Source organism: Paenibacillus sp. JT31N11, from assembly GCF_056269285.1.
Window position 1 is genome coordinate 223,808 of record NZ_JBWDNQ010000011.1, and the last position, 22,102, is coordinate 245,909.

General features: G+C 55.5%; 22 protein-coding genes. 20 read left to right on the forward strand and 2 right to left on the reverse strand.

Translation table 11 applies throughout. From position 1 onward, the window contains the following. Positions 1–320 precede the first annotated feature (320 nt). From iolD to AC0YNV_RS29805, 13 genes are all read left to right on the forward strand, one after another. Positions 321–2,183 (forward strand): 3D-(3,5/4)-trihydroxycyclohexane-1,2-dione acylhydrolase (decyclizing), encoded by a 1,863-nt coding sequence (iolD, locus tag AC0YNV_RS29745; protein ID WP_475771252.1) that lies wholly within the window; start codon positions 321–323, stop codon positions 2,181–2,183. 50 nt (positions 2,184–2,233) lie between these two features. Further along, entirely contained in the window at positions 2,234–3,163 is a 930-nt protein-coding gene (gene iolE / locus AC0YNV_RS29750) for a myo-inosose-2 dehydratase (RefSeq protein WP_475771253.1), read from the forward strand. Next, a complete protein-coding gene (gene iolC, locus AC0YNV_RS29755) occupies positions 3,160–4,170 on the forward strand; it encodes a 5-dehydro-2-deoxygluconokinase (protein ID WP_475771254.1) in 1,011 nt (336 codons plus the stop codon). The genes iolE and iolC overlap by 4 nt, the downstream gene beginning before the upstream one ends. 223 nt (positions 4,171–4,393) lie before the next feature. Further along, positions 4,394–5,839 (forward strand): CoA-acylating methylmalonate-semialdehyde dehydrogenase, encoded by a 1,446-nt coding sequence (locus tag AC0YNV_RS29760; protein ID WP_475771255.1) that lies wholly within the window; start codon positions 4,394–4,396, stop codon positions 5,837–5,839. A 54-nt stretch (positions 5,840–5,893) separates the two neighbouring features. Beyond that, complete coding sequence (gene iolG, locus AC0YNV_RS29765) at positions 5,894–6,916, forward strand: inositol 2-dehydrogenase (RefSeq protein WP_475771256.1); 1,023 nt, start codon at positions 5,894–5,896, stop codon at positions 6,914–6,916. Positions 6,917–6,930: 14 nt separating this feature from the next. Next, complete coding sequence (gene iolB, locus AC0YNV_RS29770) at positions 6,931–7,758, forward strand: 5-deoxy-glucuronate isomerase (RefSeq protein WP_475771257.1); 828 nt, start codon at positions 6,931–6,933, stop codon at positions 7,756–7,758. Positions 7,759–7,851: 93 nt separating this feature from the next. Then, positions 7,852–8,865, forward strand: a complete 1,014-nt coding sequence (locus AC0YNV_RS29775) for a LacI family DNA-binding transcriptional regulator (protein WP_210043424.1) — start codon at positions 7,852–7,854, stop codon at positions 8,863–8,865. A 69-nt stretch (positions 8,866–8,934) separates the two neighbouring features. After that, the gene (locus tag AC0YNV_RS29780; RefSeq protein WP_475771258.1) at positions 8,935–9,477 is read left to right on the forward strand and encodes an HAD family hydrolase; all 543 of its coding nucleotides are present in this window, start codon (positions 8,935–8,937) and stop codon (positions 9,475–9,477) included. A 144-nt stretch (positions 9,478–9,621) separates the two neighbouring features. Beyond that, entirely contained in the window at positions 9,622–10,098 is a 477-nt protein-coding gene (locus tag AC0YNV_RS29785; protein ID WP_475771259.1) for a glutathione peroxidase, read from the forward strand. A gap of 51 nt (positions 10,099–10,149) precedes the next feature. Then, complete coding sequence (locus tag AC0YNV_RS29790) at positions 10,150–10,695, forward strand: PadR family transcriptional regulator (RefSeq protein WP_475771260.1); 546 nt, start codon at positions 10,150–10,152, stop codon at positions 10,693–10,695. 114 nt (positions 10,696–10,809) lie between these two features. Next, on the forward strand, positions 10,810–11,490 hold the full coding sequence (locus AC0YNV_RS29795) for a queuosine precursor transporter (RefSeq protein ID WP_475771261.1): 681 nt from the start codon (positions 10,810–10,812) through the stop codon (positions 11,488–11,490). A 180-nt stretch (positions 11,491–11,670) separates the two neighbouring features. Beyond that, positions 11,671–12,162 (forward strand): CBO0543 family protein, encoded by a 492-nt coding sequence (locus AC0YNV_RS29800; RefSeq protein WP_475771262.1) that lies wholly within the window; start codon positions 11,671–11,673, stop codon positions 12,160–12,162. After that, positions 12,146–12,676 (forward strand): CBO0543 family protein, encoded by a 531-nt coding sequence (locus AC0YNV_RS29805; RefSeq protein WP_475771263.1) that lies wholly within the window; start codon positions 12,146–12,148, stop codon positions 12,674–12,676. Before AC0YNV_RS29800 ends, AC0YNV_RS29805 begins: the two co-directional genes overlap by 17 nt. A 227-nt stretch (positions 12,677–12,903) precedes the next feature. On the opposite strand, the gene AC0YNV_RS29810 is transcribed toward AC0YNV_RS29805, so the two are convergent. Continuing rightward, the gene (locus AC0YNV_RS29810) at positions 12,904–13,173 is read right to left on the reverse strand and encodes a hypothetical protein (protein ID WP_475771264.1); all 270 of its coding nucleotides are present in this window, start codon (positions 13,171–13,173) and stop codon (positions 12,904–12,906) included. A 32-nt stretch (positions 13,174–13,205) separates the two neighbouring features. Next, positions 13,206–14,105, reverse strand: coding sequence for a helix-turn-helix transcriptional regulator (locus tag AC0YNV_RS29815; RefSeq protein WP_475771265.1), 900 nt, complete (start codon positions 14,103–14,105; stop codon positions 13,206–13,208). 169 nt (positions 14,106–14,274) lie between these two features. Between AC0YNV_RS29815 and AC0YNV_RS29820 the strand changes: the two genes are divergently transcribed. The 7 genes from AC0YNV_RS29820 (at position 14,275) to AC0YNV_RS29850 (ending at position 21,244) form a co-directional block, all read left to right on the forward strand. Beyond that, positions 14,275–15,117 carry an NAD-dependent epimerase/dehydratase family protein gene (locus AC0YNV_RS29820; RefSeq protein WP_475771266.1) on the forward strand — a complete coding sequence of 281 codons (843 nt, stop codon included), beginning with the start codon at positions 14,275–14,277 and terminating at the stop codon, positions 15,115–15,117. 250 nt (positions 15,118–15,367) lie between these two features. Beyond that, positions 15,368–16,213 carry a class I fructose-bisphosphate aldolase gene (locus AC0YNV_RS29825; protein WP_475771267.1) on the forward strand — a complete coding sequence of 282 codons (846 nt, stop codon included), beginning with the start codon at positions 15,368–15,370 and terminating at the stop codon, positions 16,211–16,213. Further along, positions 16,213–17,370 (forward strand): Gfo/Idh/MocA family protein, encoded by a 1,158-nt coding sequence (locus tag AC0YNV_RS29830; protein WP_475771268.1) that lies wholly within the window; start codon positions 16,213–16,215, stop codon positions 17,368–17,370. Before AC0YNV_RS29825 ends, AC0YNV_RS29830 begins: the two co-directional genes overlap by 1 nt. A gap of 1 nt (position 17,371) precedes the next feature. Then, positions 17,372–18,553, forward strand: a complete 1,182-nt coding sequence (locus tag AC0YNV_RS29835) for a carbohydrate kinase family protein (protein ID WP_475771269.1) — start codon at positions 17,372–17,374, stop codon at positions 18,551–18,553. Positions 18,554–18,715: 162 nt separating this feature from the next. Then, positions 18,716–19,267: a D-lyxose/D-mannose family sugar isomerase gene (locus AC0YNV_RS29840; RefSeq protein WP_475771270.1), complete on the forward strand. Its 552-nt coding sequence runs from the start codon at positions 18,716–18,718 to the stop codon at positions 19,265–19,267. A 128-nt stretch (positions 19,268–19,395) separates the two neighbouring features. Beyond that, positions 19,396–20,439, forward strand: coding sequence for a DUF4432 family protein (locus tag AC0YNV_RS29845; RefSeq protein ID WP_475771271.1), 1,044 nt, complete (start codon positions 19,396–19,398; stop codon positions 20,437–20,439). A gap of 49 nt (positions 20,440–20,488) precedes the next feature. Next, positions 20,489–21,244, forward strand: coding sequence for a DeoR/GlpR family DNA-binding transcription regulator (locus AC0YNV_RS29850; protein ID WP_475771272.1), 756 nt, complete (start codon positions 20,489–20,491; stop codon positions 21,242–21,244). Positions 21,245–22,102: the final 858 nt, after the last annotated feature.

The following is a 22,102-nucleotide window of genomic DNA, read 5'->3' on the forward strand; positions in this document are numbered from 1 at the left end:
CACTTTGCATAAATCCAAGCGGGACACATCCGGTGCTGAGGCCGATCTTCTGGCTTTTTAATCGTTGGAACTTTTCGCTGTCCAGTATCATAGATAGTTCGAAAATATTATTGTAAAACGCACCGCGTGCAGCTCCCAGCGCGCGGTGCGGCGTTGCATGACGGCTGTCCGGCCACATGCGGATCAAAGAAATAGGTTGATTCGCTGCTCGTTCAGACCTATAATAAGTTAAGCGCTTCACCTAATTATTATTGTATGGTATTAGTTATTAATATCATTAAATAGAAAAAGCGCTTAATCCAATTGCTGAGGAGGATAAAATGAGTACAATCAGGTTAACGATGGCACAGGCTCTTTTACGGTTTCTGGATAATCAGTATATCTCGATCGATGGCGAGGAAACGAAATTTATTGCCGGGGTTATGGGGATTTTCGGTCACGGCAATGTGACGGGAATCGGCGAGGCGCTGGAGCGCAGCCCGGGCAGTTTGCAATATGTGCAGGGCAAGAACGAGCAGGGCATGGCCAATGCGGCGACCGCCTATGCGAAGCAGATGAACCGCAGGCAGATTTTCGCCTGTACCTCTTCCATAGGCCCGGGAGCCTTGAATATGGTGACGACGGCCGGTACGGCTTCCGTCAACCGCATCCCGCTGCTGCTGCTGCCGGGCGACAACTTTGCATCGCGGCAGCCCGATCCGGTTTTGCAGCAGCTTGAAGTCAGCAGTGATTACACGGTAGCGGCGACCGACTGCTTCAAGCCGGTCAGCAAATATTGGGACCGTATCGTTCGCCCCGAGCAGCTGATGAACGCTGCGATTAACGCAATGCGGGTATTGACAGACCCGGCGGATACCGGCACGGTTACGCTCGCGCTGCCGCAGGATGTCCAGGCCGAAGCCTACGATTATCCCGAAGCATTCTTTAGTAAGCGCGTTCATTATGTTGAAAGACGCCTGCCGGCCCGCGATGCCGTTCAAAGAGCGGTCGAATTAATCAAGTCCAAGAAGCGTCCGATCATCATCGCCGGAGGTGGCGTCCGTTATTCCGCCGCATCGGATGAACTGAAGGCATTCGCGGAGGCACTGGGTATTCCGGTAGCGGAAACACAGGCGGGGAAAGGCTCCATATCCTGGAAGCATCCTCTGAATGTCGGAGGCATTGGGGTAACTGGAGCGCTTGCTGCGAACAAGCTGGCCAAGGAGGCAGATTTGATTATTGGCGTAGGTACCCGGTATTCGGATTTTACGACAGCTTCCAAATCGGCCTTTCTCCATCCGGAAGCGCAGTTTCTCAATATCAACATCAACGGAATGGATTCCGCGAAGCTGGGCGGACTGTCCTTGACCGGGGATGCGAAAGAAGCGCTGGCTATGTTGAAGGACAGCCTGGCGGATATCAGCTTTTCCGGCAGCTATGGGGATGAGGTCGCCAGGCTGAGAACGGAATGGGAGAACGAAGTCGACAGGCTGTACGCACTGGAATGGGAAGGCGGCCTTGCGCAAACCCGCGCACTTGGCGTCATTAACGAAACGATTGGCGAAGATGCTGTTGTGGTTTGCGCTGCGGGAAGCCTGCCGGGCGATCTGCAGCGTCTGTGGAGAGTCGGTAAGCCGGGCGGCTATCACATGGAATACGGCTTTTCCTGTATGGGCTACGAGGTAAGCGGCGCATTCGGCGCGGCTTTGGCCGAGAAGGACCGGGATGTGTACGCTCTTGTCGGAGACGGAAGCTATCTGATGCTTCATTCGGAGCTCGTCACAAGCCTCCAGGAAGGAAGAAAGCTTACGATTCTGCTGTTCGACAATCACGGATATCAATGCATTCATAATCTGCAAAGAGGCAACGGCAGCGACGGGTTCGGGAATGAATTCCGCTACCGCGAGTCGGAGACAGGCCGTTATACCGGCGATTTCATGCCGATTGATTTTGCTGCCCATGCCCGCAGTCTTGGGGCGGCATCTTATAAGGCCAATACGGCGGAAGAGCTGCGCGAGGCGATTGTTCAGGCGAAGCAGGAGACGAGGACGACGCTGATTGAGATCCCGGTTGTGCCGGGGACCAATACGGACGGCTACGAGTCCTGGTGGAATGTCGGCGTGCCAGCCGTGTCGGAGAGCGGCAAGGTGCTTGAAGCGCATGCGGAGATGCAAAAACGGCTGCAGACGGCGAAAGCTTACTAAAGGTTGTTCAAACAGCTGAATGTTTGAACACGAATTATTAGGAGGGCATAATGGTACAATTTCCTTTTCAATTAGGCGCTCATCCCATCAACTGGGTTGGCGAGGACGTCAAGGAGCACGGGGACGACACGACCTACGAGCAAATTCTGGACGATATGCAGTCGCTGGGTCTGACGGGCACTGAGATGGGGCGCAAATATCCTGCGGATACCGCGCTGCTCAAGGAAGAGCTGTCCAAGCGGAATATTCAGCTGGTTTCCCAGTGGAAATCCGTTCTGTTCTCAGATCCCGGCTATCGCCAAGCCGAGCTGGATGCCTTCCGGGAGCATGCCCGGTTCCTGCAGCAGCTGGGCAGCACGGTGATCAGCACCTGCGAAGTCGGCGGTTCCCTTCATTTTGACCCCAGGCGCTCGCCCAATGAGCGCGAGGTGCTGCGGCTGGATGAAGCTGGCTGGAGCAGCCTGGCGGAAGGATTGAACGCGGCAGGCGAAATCGCCAGGGAATACGGATTGAAGCTTACTTACCATCATCATGGCGGCACCGTTGTGGAACGTCCGGAGGAAATCGACAAACTGATGGAGCTGACGGATCCGGAAGCCGTGTTTCTGCTTTTCGATACGGGACATGCGATGTATGGCGGGGCAGATCCCCTGAACGTGCTGCGCAAGCATTACGACCGGATCGCCTATATTCATCTGAAGGATGTGCGCCTGAATAAGCTTGAGCAGGCCAGAGCGGAGCAGTCGGATTTCATTACCTGCATCCGCAATGGGGTATTCACGGTGCCGGGAGACGGCGTTATTGATTTCCGCCCTATTCTGGAGGAGCTGGTCAGCCGAAATTACAGGGGCTGGGCAATGCTTGAAGGCGAGCAGGACCCGGCTGCGCATCCTGCGCGAGAGTATGCCGAGAAAGCGATCGCATATTTGCAATCCCATATGCAGTCCATTTTGACAAGCGGGGCAGGTGACAGAGCATGACCTATGTGACATTTCCCTCGGGAAGAAGCTTTGACTTCACGGCGATCGGACGGCTGTGCATCGATTTGAACGCCAACGAGATCAACCGCCCGATGGAGCAGACGATGACCTTTACCAAATATGTCGGCGGCTCTCCGGCCAACATCACCATCGGCATGAGCAGACTCGGCCACAAAACGGCGTTCATCGGCAAGATAGCGGACGATGCGATGGGACGGTTCATCACCGGTTATCTGGAGAAGAACAGCATCGACACCCGAAACGTGGTCACGGACAACACGGGGGCGGTAACGGGGCTAGCTTTTACGGAAATCAAAAGTCCCACCGATTGCAGCATTCTGATGTACCGGGATAACGCTGCCGATCTGAAGCTGACTCCCGTTGAGGTTAGCGAGGAGCTGATTGCGGCGAGCCAGGTGCTGCTCATCTCCGGTACCGCGCTTGCGGCAAGCCCTTCACGCGAGGCTGTATTCCTGGCACTGGATTATGCGCGAAAGCATGGAACCACGGTCGTATTCGATATCGATTACCGTCCGTACACCTGGATTTCCGCAGAGGAAACCGCCACTTACTACAATCTGGCTGCTGAAAAATGCGACATCATTGTCGGTACGCGGGAAGAGTTCGATATGATGGAACGATTCGAGCAAAATCCGGAGCGGAGCGATCAGTTTACGGCCTCCAAATGGTTCAATTATTCGGCTGGCATCGTCATTATCAAGCATGGCAAAGAAGGCTCCATTGCGTATACCCGCGATGGCGCGGAGCATAAGGCCAAATCTTATCCGGCGAAGGTCGTCAAGACCTTCGGCGCGGGCGACTCCTACGCGGCCGGCTTCCTGCACGGCATCCTGTCCGGCTGGACGATCGAGCGGAGCATGGAATTCGGCAGCGCTGCGGCCTGTATCGTGATTTCAAGCCACAGCTGCTCGGATGCGATGCCTACCGTGGAACAAGTGGAAGACTACATCGAACGCTGCAACCGCGGCGAAATTACAGCGGGGTGAGGCAGTGCCCGTCATTCCTGTCGGGCTGGCTTGAACCACCTTTTGCATAATAAAACATAAAAGACTGGAGATTTAGCTGGTGAAGCGGGAGGAAGCCGAATGGGCCGCTTTTTGAAAAATCCGGGGATAACTATCACCGAAAGTTAAGCTCCCCGCGAACAGCGGAAGACTTTCTCGCAAGCGCAGCCAGCTATCGCCAGTCTTTTAGAATGAGGAGACCTATATGACACAGACGCTGAAAAACTGGATCGGCGGCGAATGGATCGCCGCAATTGCTACGGAAACCGAGGATGTTTATAATCCCGCAACGGAGGAAGTGCTCGTCAAGGTCCCGCTGTCCTCGCAGGCGGATGTCGATCTGGCGGTCCAAGCGGCAAAGCAGGCTTTCCCGGCATGGAGCAAAACTCCCGTACCGCGCCGCGCGCGGATATTGTTCAAATACCAGCAGCTGCTGGTGGAGAACTGGGAAGAGCTCGCCAAGCTGGTTACGCTGGAGAACGGCAAGAGCTATGGCGAAGCCTACGGCGAAGTGCTAAGGGGCATTGAATGCGTCGAATTTGCCGCCGGCGCGCCTTCTCTTATGATGGGCAAGCAGCTGCCGGACATCGCGACCAATCTGGAGTCGGGAATGTACCGTTACCCGGTTGGCGTTGTAGGGGGCATTACCCCGTTCAACTTCCCGATGATGGTGCCCTGCTGGATGTTCCCGCTGGCCATTGCCTGCGGCAACACCTTTGTATTGAAGCCATCCGAGCGGACGCCGCAGCTGGCGAACCGGCTCGCAGAGCTGTTTCAAGAAGCTGGACTGCCGGGCGGCGTTCTGAATATCGTGCACGGGGCCCGCGATGTCGTGAACGGCATCCTGGAGCATCCGCATATTAAGGCGGTTTCCTTCGTCGGCTCCCAGCCGGTTGCCGAGTATGTGTACACCACCGCTTCCAGGCATGGCAAACGGGTGCAGGCATTGGCAGGAGCGAAGAATCACTCCATCGTTCTGCCTGACGCCGATCTTGACCTTGCCGTGAAAGAAATCGTGAACGCCGCTTTCGGGTCGGCGGGAGAGCGCTGCATGGCCTGCGCCGTCGTTATCGCTGTTGGCGAGATCGGGGACGAGCTTGTCCGCAGGCTGACCGATGCGGCAGACAGCCTGACCATAGGCAACGGCCTGAACGAAGGAACGTTCCTGGGGCCGGTGATCCGTGGACCGCACAAGGAACGGACGCTCCAATACATCGAGTCCGGCGAAAGCGAAGGCGGCGTGCTGGTCCGGGACGGACGCAAGGATGCGGCTGCAGCGGGCCAAGGCTATTTTGTCGGGCCAACCGTGTTCGATCAGGTCAATACAAGCATGAAGATCTGGAAGGACGAAATCTTTGCGCCGGTGCTCTCTGTCATGAGGGCCGATACGCTGGATGAAGCCATCGGGCTTGCCAATCGCTCGGAGCTTGGCAACGGAGCCTGCCTGTTTACACAGAACGGCAGCAGCGTGCGCCAATTCCGCGAGACGATTGAAGCCGGCATGCTGGGCATTAATCTGGGCGTTCCCGCCCCTATGGCGTTCTTTCCGTTCTCAGGCTGGAAGAATTCGTTCTACGGCGATCTGCATGCCAACGGAACGGATGGCGTTGAATTCTATACCCGCAAAAAAATGGTGACCGCCCGCTGGTAACAGGGGCAGTCACACCTATATATAGCAGCCCGGATGGAGCGGAGGACGATGAGCATGAAGAAGATTAAAATAGGTGTGATCGGCGCAGGAAGGATCGGGAAGATCCATGCCGATAATTTGAGGAGAATTCCGGAGGCCGAGATTGTCGCGGTCAGCGATCTTTTTGCCGGTGAAGAGCTGCAGGAATGGGCCTGGAACAGAGGGATCGGGATCGTCACGAAGGACAGCGAGGAGATCCTGTCCAATCCGGACATTGACGCGGTGTTTATCTGTTCGTCCACGGACACGCATGTGGAGCTGATCAAGAGAGCGGCGCAGCAGGGGAAGCATATCTTCTGCGAAAAGCCTGTCAGCATGGACATCAGCCTGACGGAAGAGGCGCTTGAGGAGGTCCGCAAAGCGGGCGTACAGCTTCAAGTCGGGTTCAACCGCAGATTTGACCATAATTTCAAGCGGGTTCGCGAGCATGTACAGGCCGGAGAGATCGGCAGCCCCCATCTGATCAAGATCACCTCGCGTGATCCCGAGCCGCCGCCGGAGGCATACATCAAGGTGTCAGGCGGAATCTTTATGGATATGATGATTCATGACTTTGATATGGCGCGTTTTCTCTCCGGCAGCGAGGTCGAGGAGGTCTTTGCCCAGGGCAGTGTCCTGATCGATCCCGTTTTCTCCAAATACGGGGATGTGGATACGGCCATTGTGACCCTGCGGTTTGAGAACGGCGCATTGGGGCTCATTGACAGCAGCCGCAGGGCGGTATACGGCTACGATCAGCGTGCCGAGGTATTCGGCTCGAAAGGGGCCGTATCCGTCACCAACGATCATCCCAACACAGCTGTCCTTACGACAGAGAACGGCCTCAGAAGCGATAAGCCGCTGCATTTCTTTCTGGAGCGTTATCAAGGCGCTTATATGGATGAGACGGAGCAGTTCATTGACTGCCTGCTGAATGGAAAACCCGTACCGGTGAATGGAAACGACGGCAGACAGGCGGAGCGCATCGCTCTGGCCGCCAAGCTGTCCCACCAGCAGCAGCGGGTTGTGAAGCTCTCGGAGATTGAGGACCTTAAATAAGGAGTGTGAAGCAATTGTCACAGCTAATAGTTAGTCCCGGGCAAAAGCCGCTGGAAGACGGCATGCTCATGTCGATTACGCCTGAATCAGCAGGCTGGACCTATGTCGGATTTGAAGTGTACCGGCTGGAGGCCGGCCAGACCCTGAGCCGGGAAACCGGGGACAAGGAGGTCTGTCTGGTCCTGCTCAGCGGGAAGGCAAACGTGAAGACGGCAGACCAGGAGTGGCGGAATATCGGACAGCGGATGAGCGTGTTCGAACGGATACCGCCTTACTCGGTGTACGTGCCGAATGACAATCGTTATGAGCTGGAAGCCTTGACGGAGCTGGAGCTGGCGGTATGCGCGGCTCCCGGTTACGGCAGCCATGGAGCCCGTTTGATCGGTCCCGACGCCGTTGGTGTAGAGGTTCGCGGACAGGGGAATATCGAGCGGCTGGTCCATAATATCCTTCCGGAGCAGGAGCCGGCCGACAGCTTGCTGGTGGTGGAGGTATTCACGCCGGAAGGACACTGGTCCAGCTATCCGCCCCATAAGCATGACCGTGATGCGCTGCCGGACGAGTCTTTGCTGGAGGAAACCTATTATTTCCGCGTCCAGCCCGAGCAGGGTTTTGCGATGCAGCGCGTCTATACGGACGACCGTTCGCTGAATGAAACGTTAGCCGTCGAGAACGGTCAGGCGGTGCTTGTGCCGAGGGGTTACCATCCGGTTGGCGCGCCTGCGGGCTATGATGTCTATTACCTGAACGTGATGGCGGGACCTTCGCGCGTATGGAAGTTTCATAATGATCCGGCGCATGAGTGGATTATGAAGAGGCCTGCCGGGAAGCGTGAGGAATAGGGGAATATTGCATTGCTCCGGGAAACAACGGATAATAAATCAAGATATGACGGTAAGCCGTTCTTTCAATCCGATTGTTAATGAGGTTTGACCATGAAAGCAACCACGATCTATGATGTCGCCAAGGAGGCGGGCGTTTCCATCGCCTCCGTCTCCAATGCCATTAACGGCAAGGGGAAAATAGGCAAGAAGAAGCGGGAAGAAATATTTAAAGTGATGGAGCGCTTGCAGTATCAGCCGAGTGTGATCGCTTCCGCCCTGATGGGCAAAAAAACCTATACACTGGGACTCCTGATTCCGGATGTATCCAATCCCTTTTTCTCCGAAATCGCACGTTCCGTAGAGGATTTGGCCCATCACGCGGGTTATAGCGTCATTACATGCAGCACCGACAATAAAGATGAGCGGGTGGAGAAATATATCCGCCTGCTGGAGCAGAAGAGTATCGACGGCATCATCATCGGAACCGGCGTGGAGAATACGGATATTCTGATGCAGCTTGCCGAGAAATCCGTCCCGATTGTCATGTTCGCCCGGGAGGTCTCCGGCTTGTCGGTGCACAGCGTGCTGACGGACGATTTCAAGGGCGGCGCGCTTGCGGCCGGGCATCTGCTGGAGCTCGGCCACCGGCAGGTCGCCGTGCTGTCGGAGAACTTCAAGGTAAGCAGCAGCATGGAGCGGGTGAAGGGATTCAAATTCGCACTTTTTGAAGCGGGTGAGGGCATTGAGGAGGATCGTATTGTCTCCTGCGAATCGAGTATTGCGGACGGCAAGCGTGCGGCGGGCGAGCTCCTTCGCCGGGCTGAGCGGCCGACAGCGCTGTTCTGCTGCAACGACTTGCTTGCGATCGGCGCGCTTCAAGCCGCCCGGGAAGCTGGAGTGGCGGTTCCGGCCGAGCTTTCCATTATCGGCTTCGACAATACGATTCTCTCTACCGTCACCAATCCCGCGCTGACCACCATTGCCCAGCCGATGGAGCAGATGGTGAAGCTGGTGTTTGAGCTGCTGATCAGCAACCTGGGGGACAAGGCCTCTCTCAAGCAGCGGATTGTCATGCAGCCTGAATTAATTCTGCGGGAATCCACCTCGAAGCCGGCAGAAATGTAAACGACAAAAGGGAGCGGGCTGCAGCCTCTGCAGAGGTTCGCTCCTATTCATAGTAAGGAGATATGCTCCATGAATGAGAAGAAGCTTATCCTGTTTCTGGATAGCGGAGACACCATTATTGACGAATCCACAGAGATCAGAGACGAAGAAGGCATCGTAATCAGTGCGAGCGTCATTCCGGGCGCAGATGTGATGGTGAAAACCCTCTTCGAGAGGGGGTACACGCTGGTCCTGGTCGCTGACGGCGATGCGCAATCCTTCAAGAACGTGTTCAAGCAAAACAATCTCTATGATTATTTTACAGCCATGATTTATTCCGAAAACATTAAAGCCAGCAAGCCCAGTCCCCGCATGTTCAAAGCGGCGGCAGGCGCCATCGAGCTGACTGAGGCGGATTATGCCAGAGTCGTCATGATCGGCAACAATCTGAGCCGCGATATCAAAGGCGCGAATGCGCTGGGCATCACCAGCGTTTTTCTAAGCTGGACGTCCCGCTATCCCCATTCTCCGGCCGACGAAAGCGAGCATCCCGATTATACGGTAAGCGAGCCGCTGGAGTTCCTTGAGCTGGTGGAGCAGTTGAATGATAAATTGACGGTAGGACAAATATAGAGCTTTTTATCGTAGCCCCTCCGCATTTCGGAGGGGTTTATTTATGTCCATCTTTTTTATATAAGCGAGCAAATACCCGATCGGGCTTTTCAACGGTCTGGCGGTTATAATGGAAGGTAAGACGATAGAATGAGGTGATGGGCCTTGAGTATTTATGATTTTAGCGTATTGACCATTCATGGCGAGCGGCAGCCGCTTGCCGATTATCGCGGGCAGGTGCTGCTCATCGTGAATACCGCCACCAAATGCGGTTTCGCTCCGCAGCTGGACGAGCTTCAGAAGCTGTATGAGACGTATAAGGATCAAGGCTTCACCGTTCTCGGCTTTCCCTGCAACCAGTTCCAGAATCAGGAGCCGGGCAGCAATAATGAGGTTGAAGAAGCCTGCCGGATTAATTTTGGCGTCACATTCCCGCTGTTTGCCAAGATTTTGGTGAACGGACCGGATGCCGATCCGTTGTTTGTCTATTTGAAGAAAACGACCGGAGGGCTCATGGGTTCGGCGATCAAATGGAATTTTACCAAATTTCTCGTCAACCGGGAGGGAAAACCCGTCAAACGGTTCGCCCCGATGACTGCGCCGCTCAAGTTCGAGGATCGTATTGTCCAGCTTTTGAAATAGGGGAATACTTGTAATACTACGTATGCGGAATATATTCAGGGGGTAAACGCTATGAACGCTTTGGCTTATATGCTGCTTAGCATGCTTGTCCGTAAATCTTACACGGGCTACGAGCTGCAGAAGCTGATGGAATTGTTCTGGCAGGCCAAGCACAGTCAGATCTATCCGTTATTGGCGAAGCTGGTTCAGGAGGGACTGGCCACCTTCGAGGTCGTGGGGCAGACAGGCAAGCCGGATAAAAAAATATATACCGTCACGGATCAGGGCATAGCCGCCCTGCAGGATTGGATAGCCAACCAACCGCCGGCAGCGCCGGTCAACCGGGATGAGTTCATCATCAAAATCTATGCAATCGGCTTGGCCGAGCCGCAGACGGCCTTTCGTTTATTTGAAGACCGCATATCCAGTCTCACCGCGGCGCTCACCTACCTGGAAGAGGAAATACAGCGCATGAAGGAGCAGTACGCAGAGGCGCTGACGGAGCTTGATTCCAGGCATTTCGGACGCTATCTCATTTTTCAGCGGCAGCTTCAGATCAATCGCGAAGAAATCTCGTGGTGCCGGTGGGCGATGGAGCTGTTCTCCCGCCGCGTGTAGCGCGGCTGGCAAATAGAAGCCGATATTTAAGGCAAGAAAATGCTTCGCGTCTTCAGGCGCAAGCCGCGGTTCGGGAAACTCCCGCGTTATCAAAACTAGGAGGCTGTATGGTGCATGTTTAATTTTTCTTGGGGAGTTTTGTTTGTCCTTGTCAATTTCTCGTTGTTCCTGCTCTGCTACCGCATGTTCGGCAAGAATGGACTGTATGTCTGGGTAGGTGTGGCAACGGTGCTCGCCAATATTCAGGTGGTGAAGACGATTGACCTGTTCGGCCTGACCATGACGCTGGGCAACACGATGTACGGTACGATTTACCTGACAACGGATCTGCTGAATGAGAAATACGGACAGAAGGATGCAAAAAGGGCGGTCTGGTTCGGCTTTTTCTTCATGATCATGTCAATGGTTGTGATGCAGATGGCATTGATCTTCAAGGCCCAGGAAGGTGACATCGGCCAGGAGCCGCTGGAAGGTATCTTCGGCCTGCTGCCCATGATCGCGCTTGGGAGCTTATGCGCCTATTTCACCAGCCAGTTTCTCGACGTGCGGATTTATTCGTTCCTCAAGCGGGTATTTCCGAGGCCGGGCCAGCTGTGGATCCGCAATAACGGGAGCACAGGCATCAGCCAGCTGGTGGATTCTCTCATCTTCTGCGCGATTGCCTTCGGCGGCGAATATCCGTTTGAAGTGTGGCTGGAGATATTATTGACGACCTACCTGATTAAATTCGTTATTTCCGCAGCGTCGACGCCGGTCTTATATATCGCGAGAAGCCTCAAGGTTCCTTCATCATAAAAATGTTCCCGTCCAGGCGCTGCCGCATTAAGCGGCTGGCGCTTTTTTTGGTTTCTCTCCTTTGACCCGCTGTTTGCCCGGTCTGTGCCGGCAGCATCGAATTATTCAAGCGGCAGGTTTAAGTTGGGAGGAATACAGTCATATTTATAAGTGACGGCGTTCTTCGGGAGGGGTGGGGAATTGAAGCTTGAACAACTGATTTTGGCGGGAGTCTGGATCGTCTGCATTCCTGTTCTGCTGCTATTCCCGCGTGAGCGCTACCGGGAGGTTATACTGCTGTTCTTATTCAATCAGGCCGTCACATGGCTGCTCAGCCTGATTATCACGGAGCTTGGAGTCGTAAGCAATCCGGTAAGGGAATTTCCCCGGGCGCTGGCAGCCAATTTCAGCTTCAACTTTGTGTTTTTTCCGACGACTGCCGTGTTCTTCGTCTGCTTTTATCCGCTGCGGGGCATATGGAGGAAGCTGGCCTATACTGTGGCGTACGTAGGAGTATCATGCCTGTTTGTTTACATTGTCGCCCGGTATACGTTATTAATCCATTTTGACCATTTTCCATGGATATGGAGAGCGTTTATTTATCTGGCCGGATTTTTTGCGACTCTCAAATATTATCAATGGTTTTACCGGCTGCCCGCAAAAGGAGGCCTCCACGATGGGGATCGGAGCTGAGCATTATATACTTATGGCGATTAATGCCTCATGCATCATCGCCTTTCTTTTGGTGCCGCAGGAGAGGCGTAGGGAGGCGCACATTATTTTTTTGTTCCACCAGTTTATTACCTGGATACTGGGTATAATGGCAGTAGAATGGGGGCTGCTGGCTTACCCGGTCAGAGAATTTCCCATGGCCAACCATACCAGCTTTACGTTCGAATATATAGCATATCCGGTCATTGCCGTCTATTTCAATCTGTTCTATCCGGCAGGCTCCCGGGCTTCCATGCAGACAGCCTATTACATGGGCAGCTCTATGGCTATCGTCTTGCCGGAGCTATGGTTCGAGTACCATACACAGCTCATTGTGTATCTGCATTGGCAGTGGTATTGGACATGGATAAGCGTGACGGGGACATTCTGGATTACCCGCATGTTCTATTTGTGGTTCTGCCGCACATTCGTTACGGGCAAGCGCAGGATTGTCTTCAAGACGGAAGAGTCCGTTCAGCGCGAATCCGACAAATAAATTTCATGATGCAGCCCGTTTTGCTGAAGCTCCTGTTCGGTTATAAAAGCATGGATCCGCGCTATTGACGGCCGGCTCCTCGCTGTACGGGCCAATATGCAGCATTTGAACGCATCTTCCTTCCGTCAACGCCTCATAGCTGACCCGATCGGCAGATGAATGCCTGGAGACCGCCTGGCTTCTGGCCTGCTCTACGTTGCCGGAAGTGACGAAATCCGGCTGGCGGATCAGCAGCTTCCAATTCCATTCCCCGCGGGGGACCGAAGCCGCAGGTAGATCGGAATCAAACCACCACAGCCCTTCAAGCTTGGCGACCGTAAAGTCCCGGGCTTCTTTCTTGCAGATGGCTTTAATGCCGTAAACGACCTTGTATAATGCCTCGACCGCCTGGCTGAAAACCTCGCCTCCCGGTTCTCCTCTTCCCGTATAAGCTGCGGCGTCTTTCCTGCGCCGTAATAGGTTTTGTCCGCTTTCGTCAAATCAAGCTTATCCATCATGTTATGTTCCCTCCTGAAAATGTCTATCCAGGTCAGGATACTCCATCTCCCCTGTCAGAAGCAGTCAGTGGATAAAGAACGGATTGCGGCGGGCCTGCGGAAGTTCCGTCACCCGCAAGCTTGGCGGCAGTCGCGGGGGAGGCCGTGTAGACGGCAAGCTTCATTCCCGTAACCGTTGTGGCTTGAAATGCCGCATACTCAAATTCCAGATCGCCAAGCTCGGGGTGGTTGAATTCCTTATGGCAATCCGGCATTTCCATCACTTGATGCTCCGACCAGAAGCGGACAAAGTCCGGGCTTGCCTCCTCCAGATCATGCTTCAATTCTTCAAACCAGGGATCACCCGGGTACAAAGCATAATCTGCGCGGAACTGGGCTACCAGTCCTTGAGCCATCTTGGACCAGTTCGGATTCTTCATCAGCTCCGGCATGGCGAAAGCGCGCCACAGCATATTTCGCGAATGGGGTCCCGGTATTTGCGAAAGGTTGAAAACGGTTTCCGCCGCCAGGTTCCAGTGAAGCAGATCCCATCTCCTTCCCATTACATAAGCAGGGTGGGGCTGCAGGGAGCGGAGCATCCGCTCCAGAGCGGGTCCCGCCTGTTCGGTTGGAAATGGCGGATCGATAGATAAGGGTTCCCGGGATAATGTGAACAGATGCTGCTGTTCGGCACGAGTCAGATGAAGCGCTTGAGCCAGGCTGTTTAGCACTTGAACGGAGGGCTGAATATTTCTTCCCTGCTCCAGGGCGGTATACCAGGAAACCCCGATATGCGCAAGCTCGGCAACCTCCTCGCGCCGGAGTCCCGGTGTCCGTCTGCGAGTACTCTCGGGCAGGCCAACGTCCGCCGGCGTCAGCCGCGCGCGGCGCGTACGCAGGAAATCGGCAAGCGCCAGACGCCTCTCCTCATCCTTCTGCAAATTCTCGTTCATGATCAGAAGCCCCTCCTTATCCTGACACTCGGCATCCTACGATAACGGGCATGTGGATGCCTCATCAGGCATGCATCATACTTGGTATTGTATCAATTCGCGGGCAGCTATGAAAATAGACCCCGGTTGGAGCGAAGCATAAGACAACGCCAGGAAAGAGGGAAAAACCATGTATATACTTGTTACAGGAGCGACGGGGCGCGTAGGAAGCAGGCTTGTTCGCAGATTGCTGGAACGCGGGGATAAGGTACGCATACTTGTCCGCAGCCGGCAGACCGCACAACCGCTGCAGGAGCTGGGAGCGGAAGTGGCGGTGGGGGATCTGCAGCAGCTGGATACCTTGGCTGACGCGGTCAGGGATGTGGAGGCCGTCATTCATCTGGCCGCCTTCTTCCGGGGAGCAGCGGAGGCGGAAATGAAGGCTGTTAACACAGCCGGGACGCTTGCTCTGGCTCATGCCGCAGTACAAGCCGGGGTGAAGCGATTTGTATTCGCCAGCACGAATCTGGTGTACGAAAGTCTGGAAGGGCGCGCCCTGCGTGAAGATGACAGGCTCACCCCGGCGTTTCCCTATCCGGCAAGCAAAATAGAGGCGGAACAGGCGCTTATGGAGCTGCATCGTACGCATGGGCTGGGGCTCCGTATCATACGGCTGGCATTCGTTTACGGCGATGGGGATCCGCATCTGGAGGAAGGCATGAGATGGTTCGGGCAATGGCATCCGGCGAAACGGATTCATATGATCCATCATGCAGATGCGGCGCAGGCGATGATGCTTGCTGCCGACAGGACCGGCATCGATGGCCGTATCTATAATGCCGCCGACCTGGAGCCGGCTGCCGCCGCTGACATTATTGCACTCTTGGGGAAAAAGCTTGACGAGGGCGCCTATGAGCGGACGCTTGAGCGCCCTTGGGAACATATTGTCGATATTTCCCGCATTCAGAGCGAGCTCGGCTATATGCCGGTGTTTCCATCCCTGGCCAAGGCCGCAGAAGCCGGCGTGCTTTGAGGAATGCGGAGCAGCCCTTGTTATGGAGTTAGAGGGTTCGCATCATAAAAAGTGAAGATCATGAAGAATTAACAGCATAAAACCGCCGCTGCGCATGCATAGGCGGTTTTATGCTGTTATTTGAAGCTTGTTTCGCCTCTGATCCCTCAATTCCCGCTGCAAAGCCGTAGACAATGCAACAGCTTTATACTAATATATGAGTTATAAAAGAACATTATATGTTATTTTTAAACATTATAAGGAGCTGGTAATGATGTCGGTAACCCCGCGTTTGAACAGAATGTTCAGCAGACAAGGGAAATGCTTTGATGTTGCAATCGATCATGGGTTTTTTAACGAGTTCTCATTTCTATCGGGCATCGAGAATATGAAGCAGGCGATCGGGACGATTGTGGAAGCGAGTCCGGATTGCATCCAGCTCAGCACCGGGCAGGCGCGCCTGCTTCAGACCATCCCCGGCAAGCAGAAGCCGGGACTTGTGCTTCGCACGGATGCGGCGAATATTTATGGCTCGGAGCTGCCGGGCTTTCTGTTCAGCGAGCTGATCGACCGCGCGATCGAACAGGCAGTCCGCCTGGACGCGGTTGCCGTATGCGTGAATCTGCTGCTGCTTCCCAATCAGCCCGAGCTTCATCACCAATGCGTGAGGAACATCGCCCTGTTGAAAACCGAAAGCGAGAAATATGGCATGCCGCTCATGGTTGAACCGCTCGTCATGCTGCCGAACGAGCAAAAAGGCGGCTACATGGTGGACGGCGACATCCGCAAAATTATGGCGCTTGTACGCCAGGGCGTCGAGCTCGGCGCCGATGTGATCAAAGCCGATCCATGCGACGATGTCTCCGAATACAATCGTGTCATTGAGGTGGCATCCGGCGTTCCGGTGCTGGTGCGCGGCGGAGGCAGAGCAAGCGACGAGGAAATCGTGGGCCGGACTGTGGAGCTGATGAATCAGGGCGCATCGGGAATCGTATACGGCCGCAATGTGATCCAGCACCCGAACCCGGCGGGGATGACCAATGCGCTGATGGCGATTGTGCACCACGGGGCTTCGGCTGAGACTGCACTTGATTTGCTGAAGGGAGAAGGGCAATAATGGGGAAAAAGCCAATACGCTTCGGCGTCATCGGATGCGGTCTGATGGGCAAAGAGTTCGCAAGCGCAGCAGCGCGCTGGTGCCATCTCGCGGATGTCGATTTTCAGCCGAGCATTGTGGCGGTATGCGATGCCAATCCTGCCGCAACGGAGTGGTTCACCGAGCAGGTGCTTAGCGTAAAATCCGCGTATTCCGACTATAAAGAGCTGCTGGCTGACGAGTCGGTGGACGCCGTCTACTGTGCCGTCCCACATAATCTGCATGCGCAAATTTACGTGGATATTATCCAGGCAGGCAAGCATCTGCTCGGCGAAAAACCGTTCGGCATCGATGCGGAGGCGAATGCCCTGATCACGCAGGCGCTGCGCGACAATCCCGGCGTTATCGTCCGCTGCTCCTCGGAATTCCCGTTCTTCCCCGGCGCACAGCAAATTGTGCAGTGGGTGAATGAGAACCGGTTCGGCCGGATCATTGAAGTGGAAGCCGGCTTCTGGCATTCCAGCGACCTTGACCCCACCAAGGTGATCAATTGGAAGCGGAGAATTGCAACCAATGGGGAGTATGGCTGCATGGGCGATCTCGGCATGCATGTGCTGCATCTGCCGATCCGTTTTGGCTGGAAGCCTGCCAATGTACGGGCGCTGCTGTCCAAGATTGTGGAAGAGCGCCCCGACGGCCGGGGCGGCCAAGCGGCCTGCGAGACTTGGGATAATGCCATTCTCGCCTGTGAGGTCGAAACGGCGGATCAGAAGTTCCCGATGGTGCTGTCCACCAAGCGCATTGCGCCCGGCCACGCGAATACCTGGTTCATCCGTATTCAGGGAACGGAATTCTCCGCTGAATTCTCGACGAAGAATCCGAAGCAGGTGGCTTCGCTTCCTTACTCCCCTGGGGGCGTGCAGGCATGGCATGTCGCTGACACGCCGTACAAATCCGCTTACGGCACAATAACAGGCGGGATCTTCGAATTCGGCTTCTCCGATTCCATCCTGCAAATGTGGGCGGCGTTCTGCGATGAGCTGACCGGCGGCTCTGAGATGAAGCAGCCCTTCCACTGCGCAACGCCGGAAGAAGCGGCGGGAAGCCATCGCGTGTTCACCGCGGCGCTGGAGTCGCAGCGTACCGGACAAACGGTCGCGATTGATTGGAGGGATTAATTTGAGCGGGCCAGCGGCTGAGGTTGTTGTTGCAGGGCATATATGTCTGGACCTGATTCCTGCCCTGCATGCCAAGGACAGCAGCATTCTCGTACCCGGCAAGCTGGTCGATGTCGGACCGGCTGTCATATCGACAGGAGGGGCTGTTTCCAACACTGGACTTGCGCTGCACCGGCTTGGTGTCGCAACCCGTCTGATGGGCAAAATCGGCGATGACTGGTTCGGCAAAGCCATTCTGGAGGTGCTGTCCGGCTACGGCTCTGAGTTGACGGAAGGAATGATCCGCTCCGAGGGCGGCCACAGCTCCTATTCGATCGTCATCAGTCCGCCCGGCGTGGACCGTACCTTCCTGCACTGCACGGGTACGAACGATACGTTCGAAGCGGCAGATGTAAGAGCAGAGGCGCTGCAGGGCGCCCGAATGTTTCATTTCGGCTATCCGCCCCTGATGCGCAGCATGTACAGCAATGGCGGCGGGCAGCTTGCCGGGCTTCTGTCCCGGGTCAAAGCGGAAGGCCTTACAGTTTCCCTCGATATGGCGAAGCCCGATCCGGATTCCGACGCGGGCAAAGCCGACTGGAAGGCGATATTGGCGCTTGCGCTGCCCCATGTGGACGTATTCCTCCCGAGCTTCGAGGAAATCCTCTATATGCTGCGGCGGGATACCTACGAGCAGTTTGAAAGCGATAACAGAACGGGAGATCTGCTTGGTTATGCGGACGGCGGGCTGCTCTCGTCGCTGGCGGACGAGATGCTGGGCATGGGCACGGCCGTCGCCGCTATCAAGCTGGGCGAGCATGGGCTGTATGTGAAGACGACCGGGGATGCCGGGAGGCTTGCCGCCATGGGCAGATGCGGTCCGGCGGATAGTCTGATGGACTGGCTGGGCCGCGAGTTCCTGACGCCCTGCTATGCCGTGAAGGCAGCGGGCACGACTGGGGCGGGCGATTGCACGATTGCCGGTTTTCTGACCGCCATGGTCAAGGGATTATCCCTTGAAGAGGCGCTCCGCAGCGCCGTCGGCGTCGGGGCCTGCAATGTAGAGCAGCCCGATGCGACAAGCGGCATCCCGCCGTGGGAAGCGGTGCGTGGACGCATCGAGGCAGGCTGGGAGCAGCGGGACGTCACTTTGATTCTCCCGGGATGGCATTATGATGCGCCAAAGGGCGTGTGGTCGAAATAAGCGGTTTATCTTCAAACTGGCCCGCGCCTGGCCGGATTGTGGTGCAGGCTTCATAACCTGCGCTTCTCCCGGCATGCGTTTGGGGGAACAGATTGGCGAATGACGATTCTCGGGTAACATCTTGCAGGTTTGAGCGATATCATTGAGGGAGGTCATCAGTTTATGTTGAGAAGCGAAGTGAGGCAAGCGCAGCAGCGTGCGGCTGCGATGTTCGCAGAGGCAGGCATTACCCTTGCGCCGGAGGAGGAAGCTGGAATTGAAGTTGCGGGTTTTGGACTCGGCCAGCTGGAAACGCAGGGCCTCGAGCTTGTTACTTATGTGAATACAGACCGCTACTGCGCCAAGGAGCTTGTGTTATTTCCGCGGCAGACCTGTCCGGAGCATATTCACCCTCCCATTAACGGGGAGCCGGGGAAAATGGAGACCTTCCGCTGCCGCTGGGGCAAGGTTTTCCTTTATGTGGAAGGCGAGCCTTCGAAGAATTTATCGGCCATAGTACCGCTCGGCAGCAGCCCGTATTATACGGTTTTTCACGAGGTGGAGCTGAATCCGGGCGAGCAGTATACGATTGCCCCGGGCACCAAGCATTGGTTTCAGGGGGGGAATGAAGGTGCGATCGTATCTGAATTTTCCAGCACCAGCCGGGACGAATACGATATCTTCACCGATCCGGCGATTCAACGGATGCCCGTCATTACGGAAGACGAAGCCTGATTGCATCCAGGAAAGCGGTATCGGCCCGAACCGCGGGCAGTTGCCGGCGGTAGACGCCAGGCTTGCATGACGGCGGTCTGTTACGCTGGAAATCCGGTTCCGAACGTACTTTGGGAGGATGAGCTCGAATGCATTTATACGGAAGAAGCTGGACCCGCCGGGAGCTGGAAGCGCGCGTTGGAAGCATCAGCCAGATCGGCGGAGTACGGCGGATGCAGCTGACGGAAGGCAAGGAGAGGGATGTCGAAGCCATTCAGGTGCGGACTGGCGCCGGCCTGACTTATTACGTCATTCCCTCCAAGGGACTTGATATATCGCTTGCCGAGCTTGGGGGAACGCCGGTCAGCTGGCAATCTCCCAATGGGGATGTTCATCCGGCGTATTATGAAGCGGAAGGCACTGGATGGCTGCGCACTGCTTCCGGCGGATTGCTGATGACCTGCGGTCTTGCCCATGTGGGCTCGCCGGCCGAAGACAGCGGAGGAAGATACGGCCTGCACGGCCGGGTTCATCATACCCCGGCCAGTCAGGTCAATGCAGCCGCCGTCTGGAACGAAGACGAGCTGGATTTGATCGTTTCCGGAACCGTGGAGGAGACGGCCATGTTCGGCACGAAGCTCCGGCTGGTCCGCACCATCACCAGCAGATTGGGGCAGAACCGGATCGCCATTGAGGACCGGGTGGAAAATGCCGGCTTCGCCAGCTGTCCGCATATGATGCTGTACCATTTCAATTTCGGCTTCCCGCTGCTTGGCGAAGGGACGCATATCTCGTTTCCCGAGGCAGAAGTGATACCCGTCACCCCGGGCGTGCCGGTTGAAGGCTATGACCGTTGGGAGAAGCCCGATCCGGCTGCAGCCGAACATGTGTATGAGCATCATCTGGCGGAGGACGCGGCGGATAGCCAGGGGATGGCGGAAGCCGTGATTCATTGCCCGGCTTTCCCCGTCGGGGCAGGCTCTCAGCCCATAAGCGCAAGCTTGCGCTGGTCGGTGGACTCGCTGCCCCGCCTGCTGCAGTGGCGGATGCCCGGGGCGGGCGAGCATGTGCTTGGTCTGGAGCCGGCCAACTGTACGGTGGACGGCGTGCGCGGCCCCGGCCGTTACCGCGGGCTTGAACCGGGTGAGTCGGTCCTTTACAAGCTGGAGTTGAACCTCGCCTGGAAATCGTGAATAATAGATAAAAATCAGACAAAGCCGTTTGGCGGGAGGACCGCATACGATGAGCATCACGCTTAATGATCGTCAGCAGCAAATATTGGAGCGGTTGAACGCTGAAGGCGAAGTGAAAATCGCCGAGCTCAGGGAAGCATTCGCTGTGACGGAAATGACCATCCGCAGGGATCTCGAGAAGCTGGAAGCGGCCGGACATGCGAAGCGCACCTTTGGCGGGGCCATTGTGTTCGGCAATGACATTGCGCTGCAGGAACGCGCAGGCTATATGACCGAGGAGAAGCGGCGGATCGGAAAACGGGCAGCCGAGCGGGTTCGGCCCGGTGAGTCGATCTTTATCGACGGCGGTTCCACAACGCTGCAGGTGGCTCGCTATCTGAAGTCCGCCGCCGGCATTACGGTCGTGACCAACGCCCTCAATGTGGCCGCCGAGCTTACAGGCAAGCAAATTCCGGTAATTGTCACCGGAGGAACGCTGCTTGATGCGACGGCATCGCTAGTTGGCCCGATCGCTGCCGGGACGGTGGCCGGCATGGCGTTCGACCGCGCTTTTCTGGGGACCAGCGGCGTCAGTCTGCTTCATGGCTTCAGCAATTCCAATATGTACGAAGCGGAAATCAAGAAGCATGCGATCAGGCAATCAGCGGAGGTGAATGTGGTGCTCGACCGCAGCAAATTTGGGGAGAAGGAGCTGGTATCCTTCGCGGCTTTTACCGAAGTGCACCGCATTATTACCGACGAGCTGCCGCAGGGAGAACTGGCCGGTGTTTTTCAGGAGGCCGGTGTGGAGATTACGCTGGGCTGATCGTGCGGATATGTGGTCTGACAGCCGTCATGCAACGCCACACCGCCACAGGGATGTTAAGACATTATGGGCCGGCAGGACCGAGAAAGACCATGGAAGCGACAGGCTTCTATGGTCTTTTTTCTAAACGATCAGAAAAGGATGTCTCATCCTTTTCTGACGTTTTGGGGGAAAATAGCAAAGCACGGCCACAGCCGGTTTTTCTTGCATACCCGGCTCAAATCGGGGCAGTTATGATCACCTTAAGCACTGGCGGCATTGAGGAGCATGCAGCAAGAATTTTCCTTGCTGGAGAGTCCGACCGGCGATGGATATATGCTATAAACAGGAATTTCCTGCTTGGAGATTGTTGCGAGTGGCGGAATTTCTGATATCAGCCTGGTAGTAAGGTTTTTCCTTGATGGAGCGTCCGCTCAACGACCGATTCACGCTCCAGGCCGGAAATTCCTGCATAGAGATCGTTTCGAGCAATATCGGACGTGGGACACCGGGGTTTCTAAAGTTCATGTTCCCGCTTGAGTCTGGCAATCATCAACAACAGCTATCGCCGCAGAATAAGGTACGGGTTTTTCATCATAGAATGAATAGCTCAGATTCCCGGATTCTGTTCCTCCATAAAAATAAATATCATTCAGGATCCTTCAGAGGTACTATTACAAACAAGAATAATAGTTACGATGGAGGTGGAATCATACAATCGAACAGACAGCTGTATTTCCGTTTAATATTTTATCCAATAGTAATTGTACTCCCTCGGTACGATTAAGTTTTCTCACGAATGCTCGCTTATTCGCAGGATTTCTCCCTTGTTAGACATGTATGAAGGACGCTCGGGTGACCACTTCATAGACCTGGACA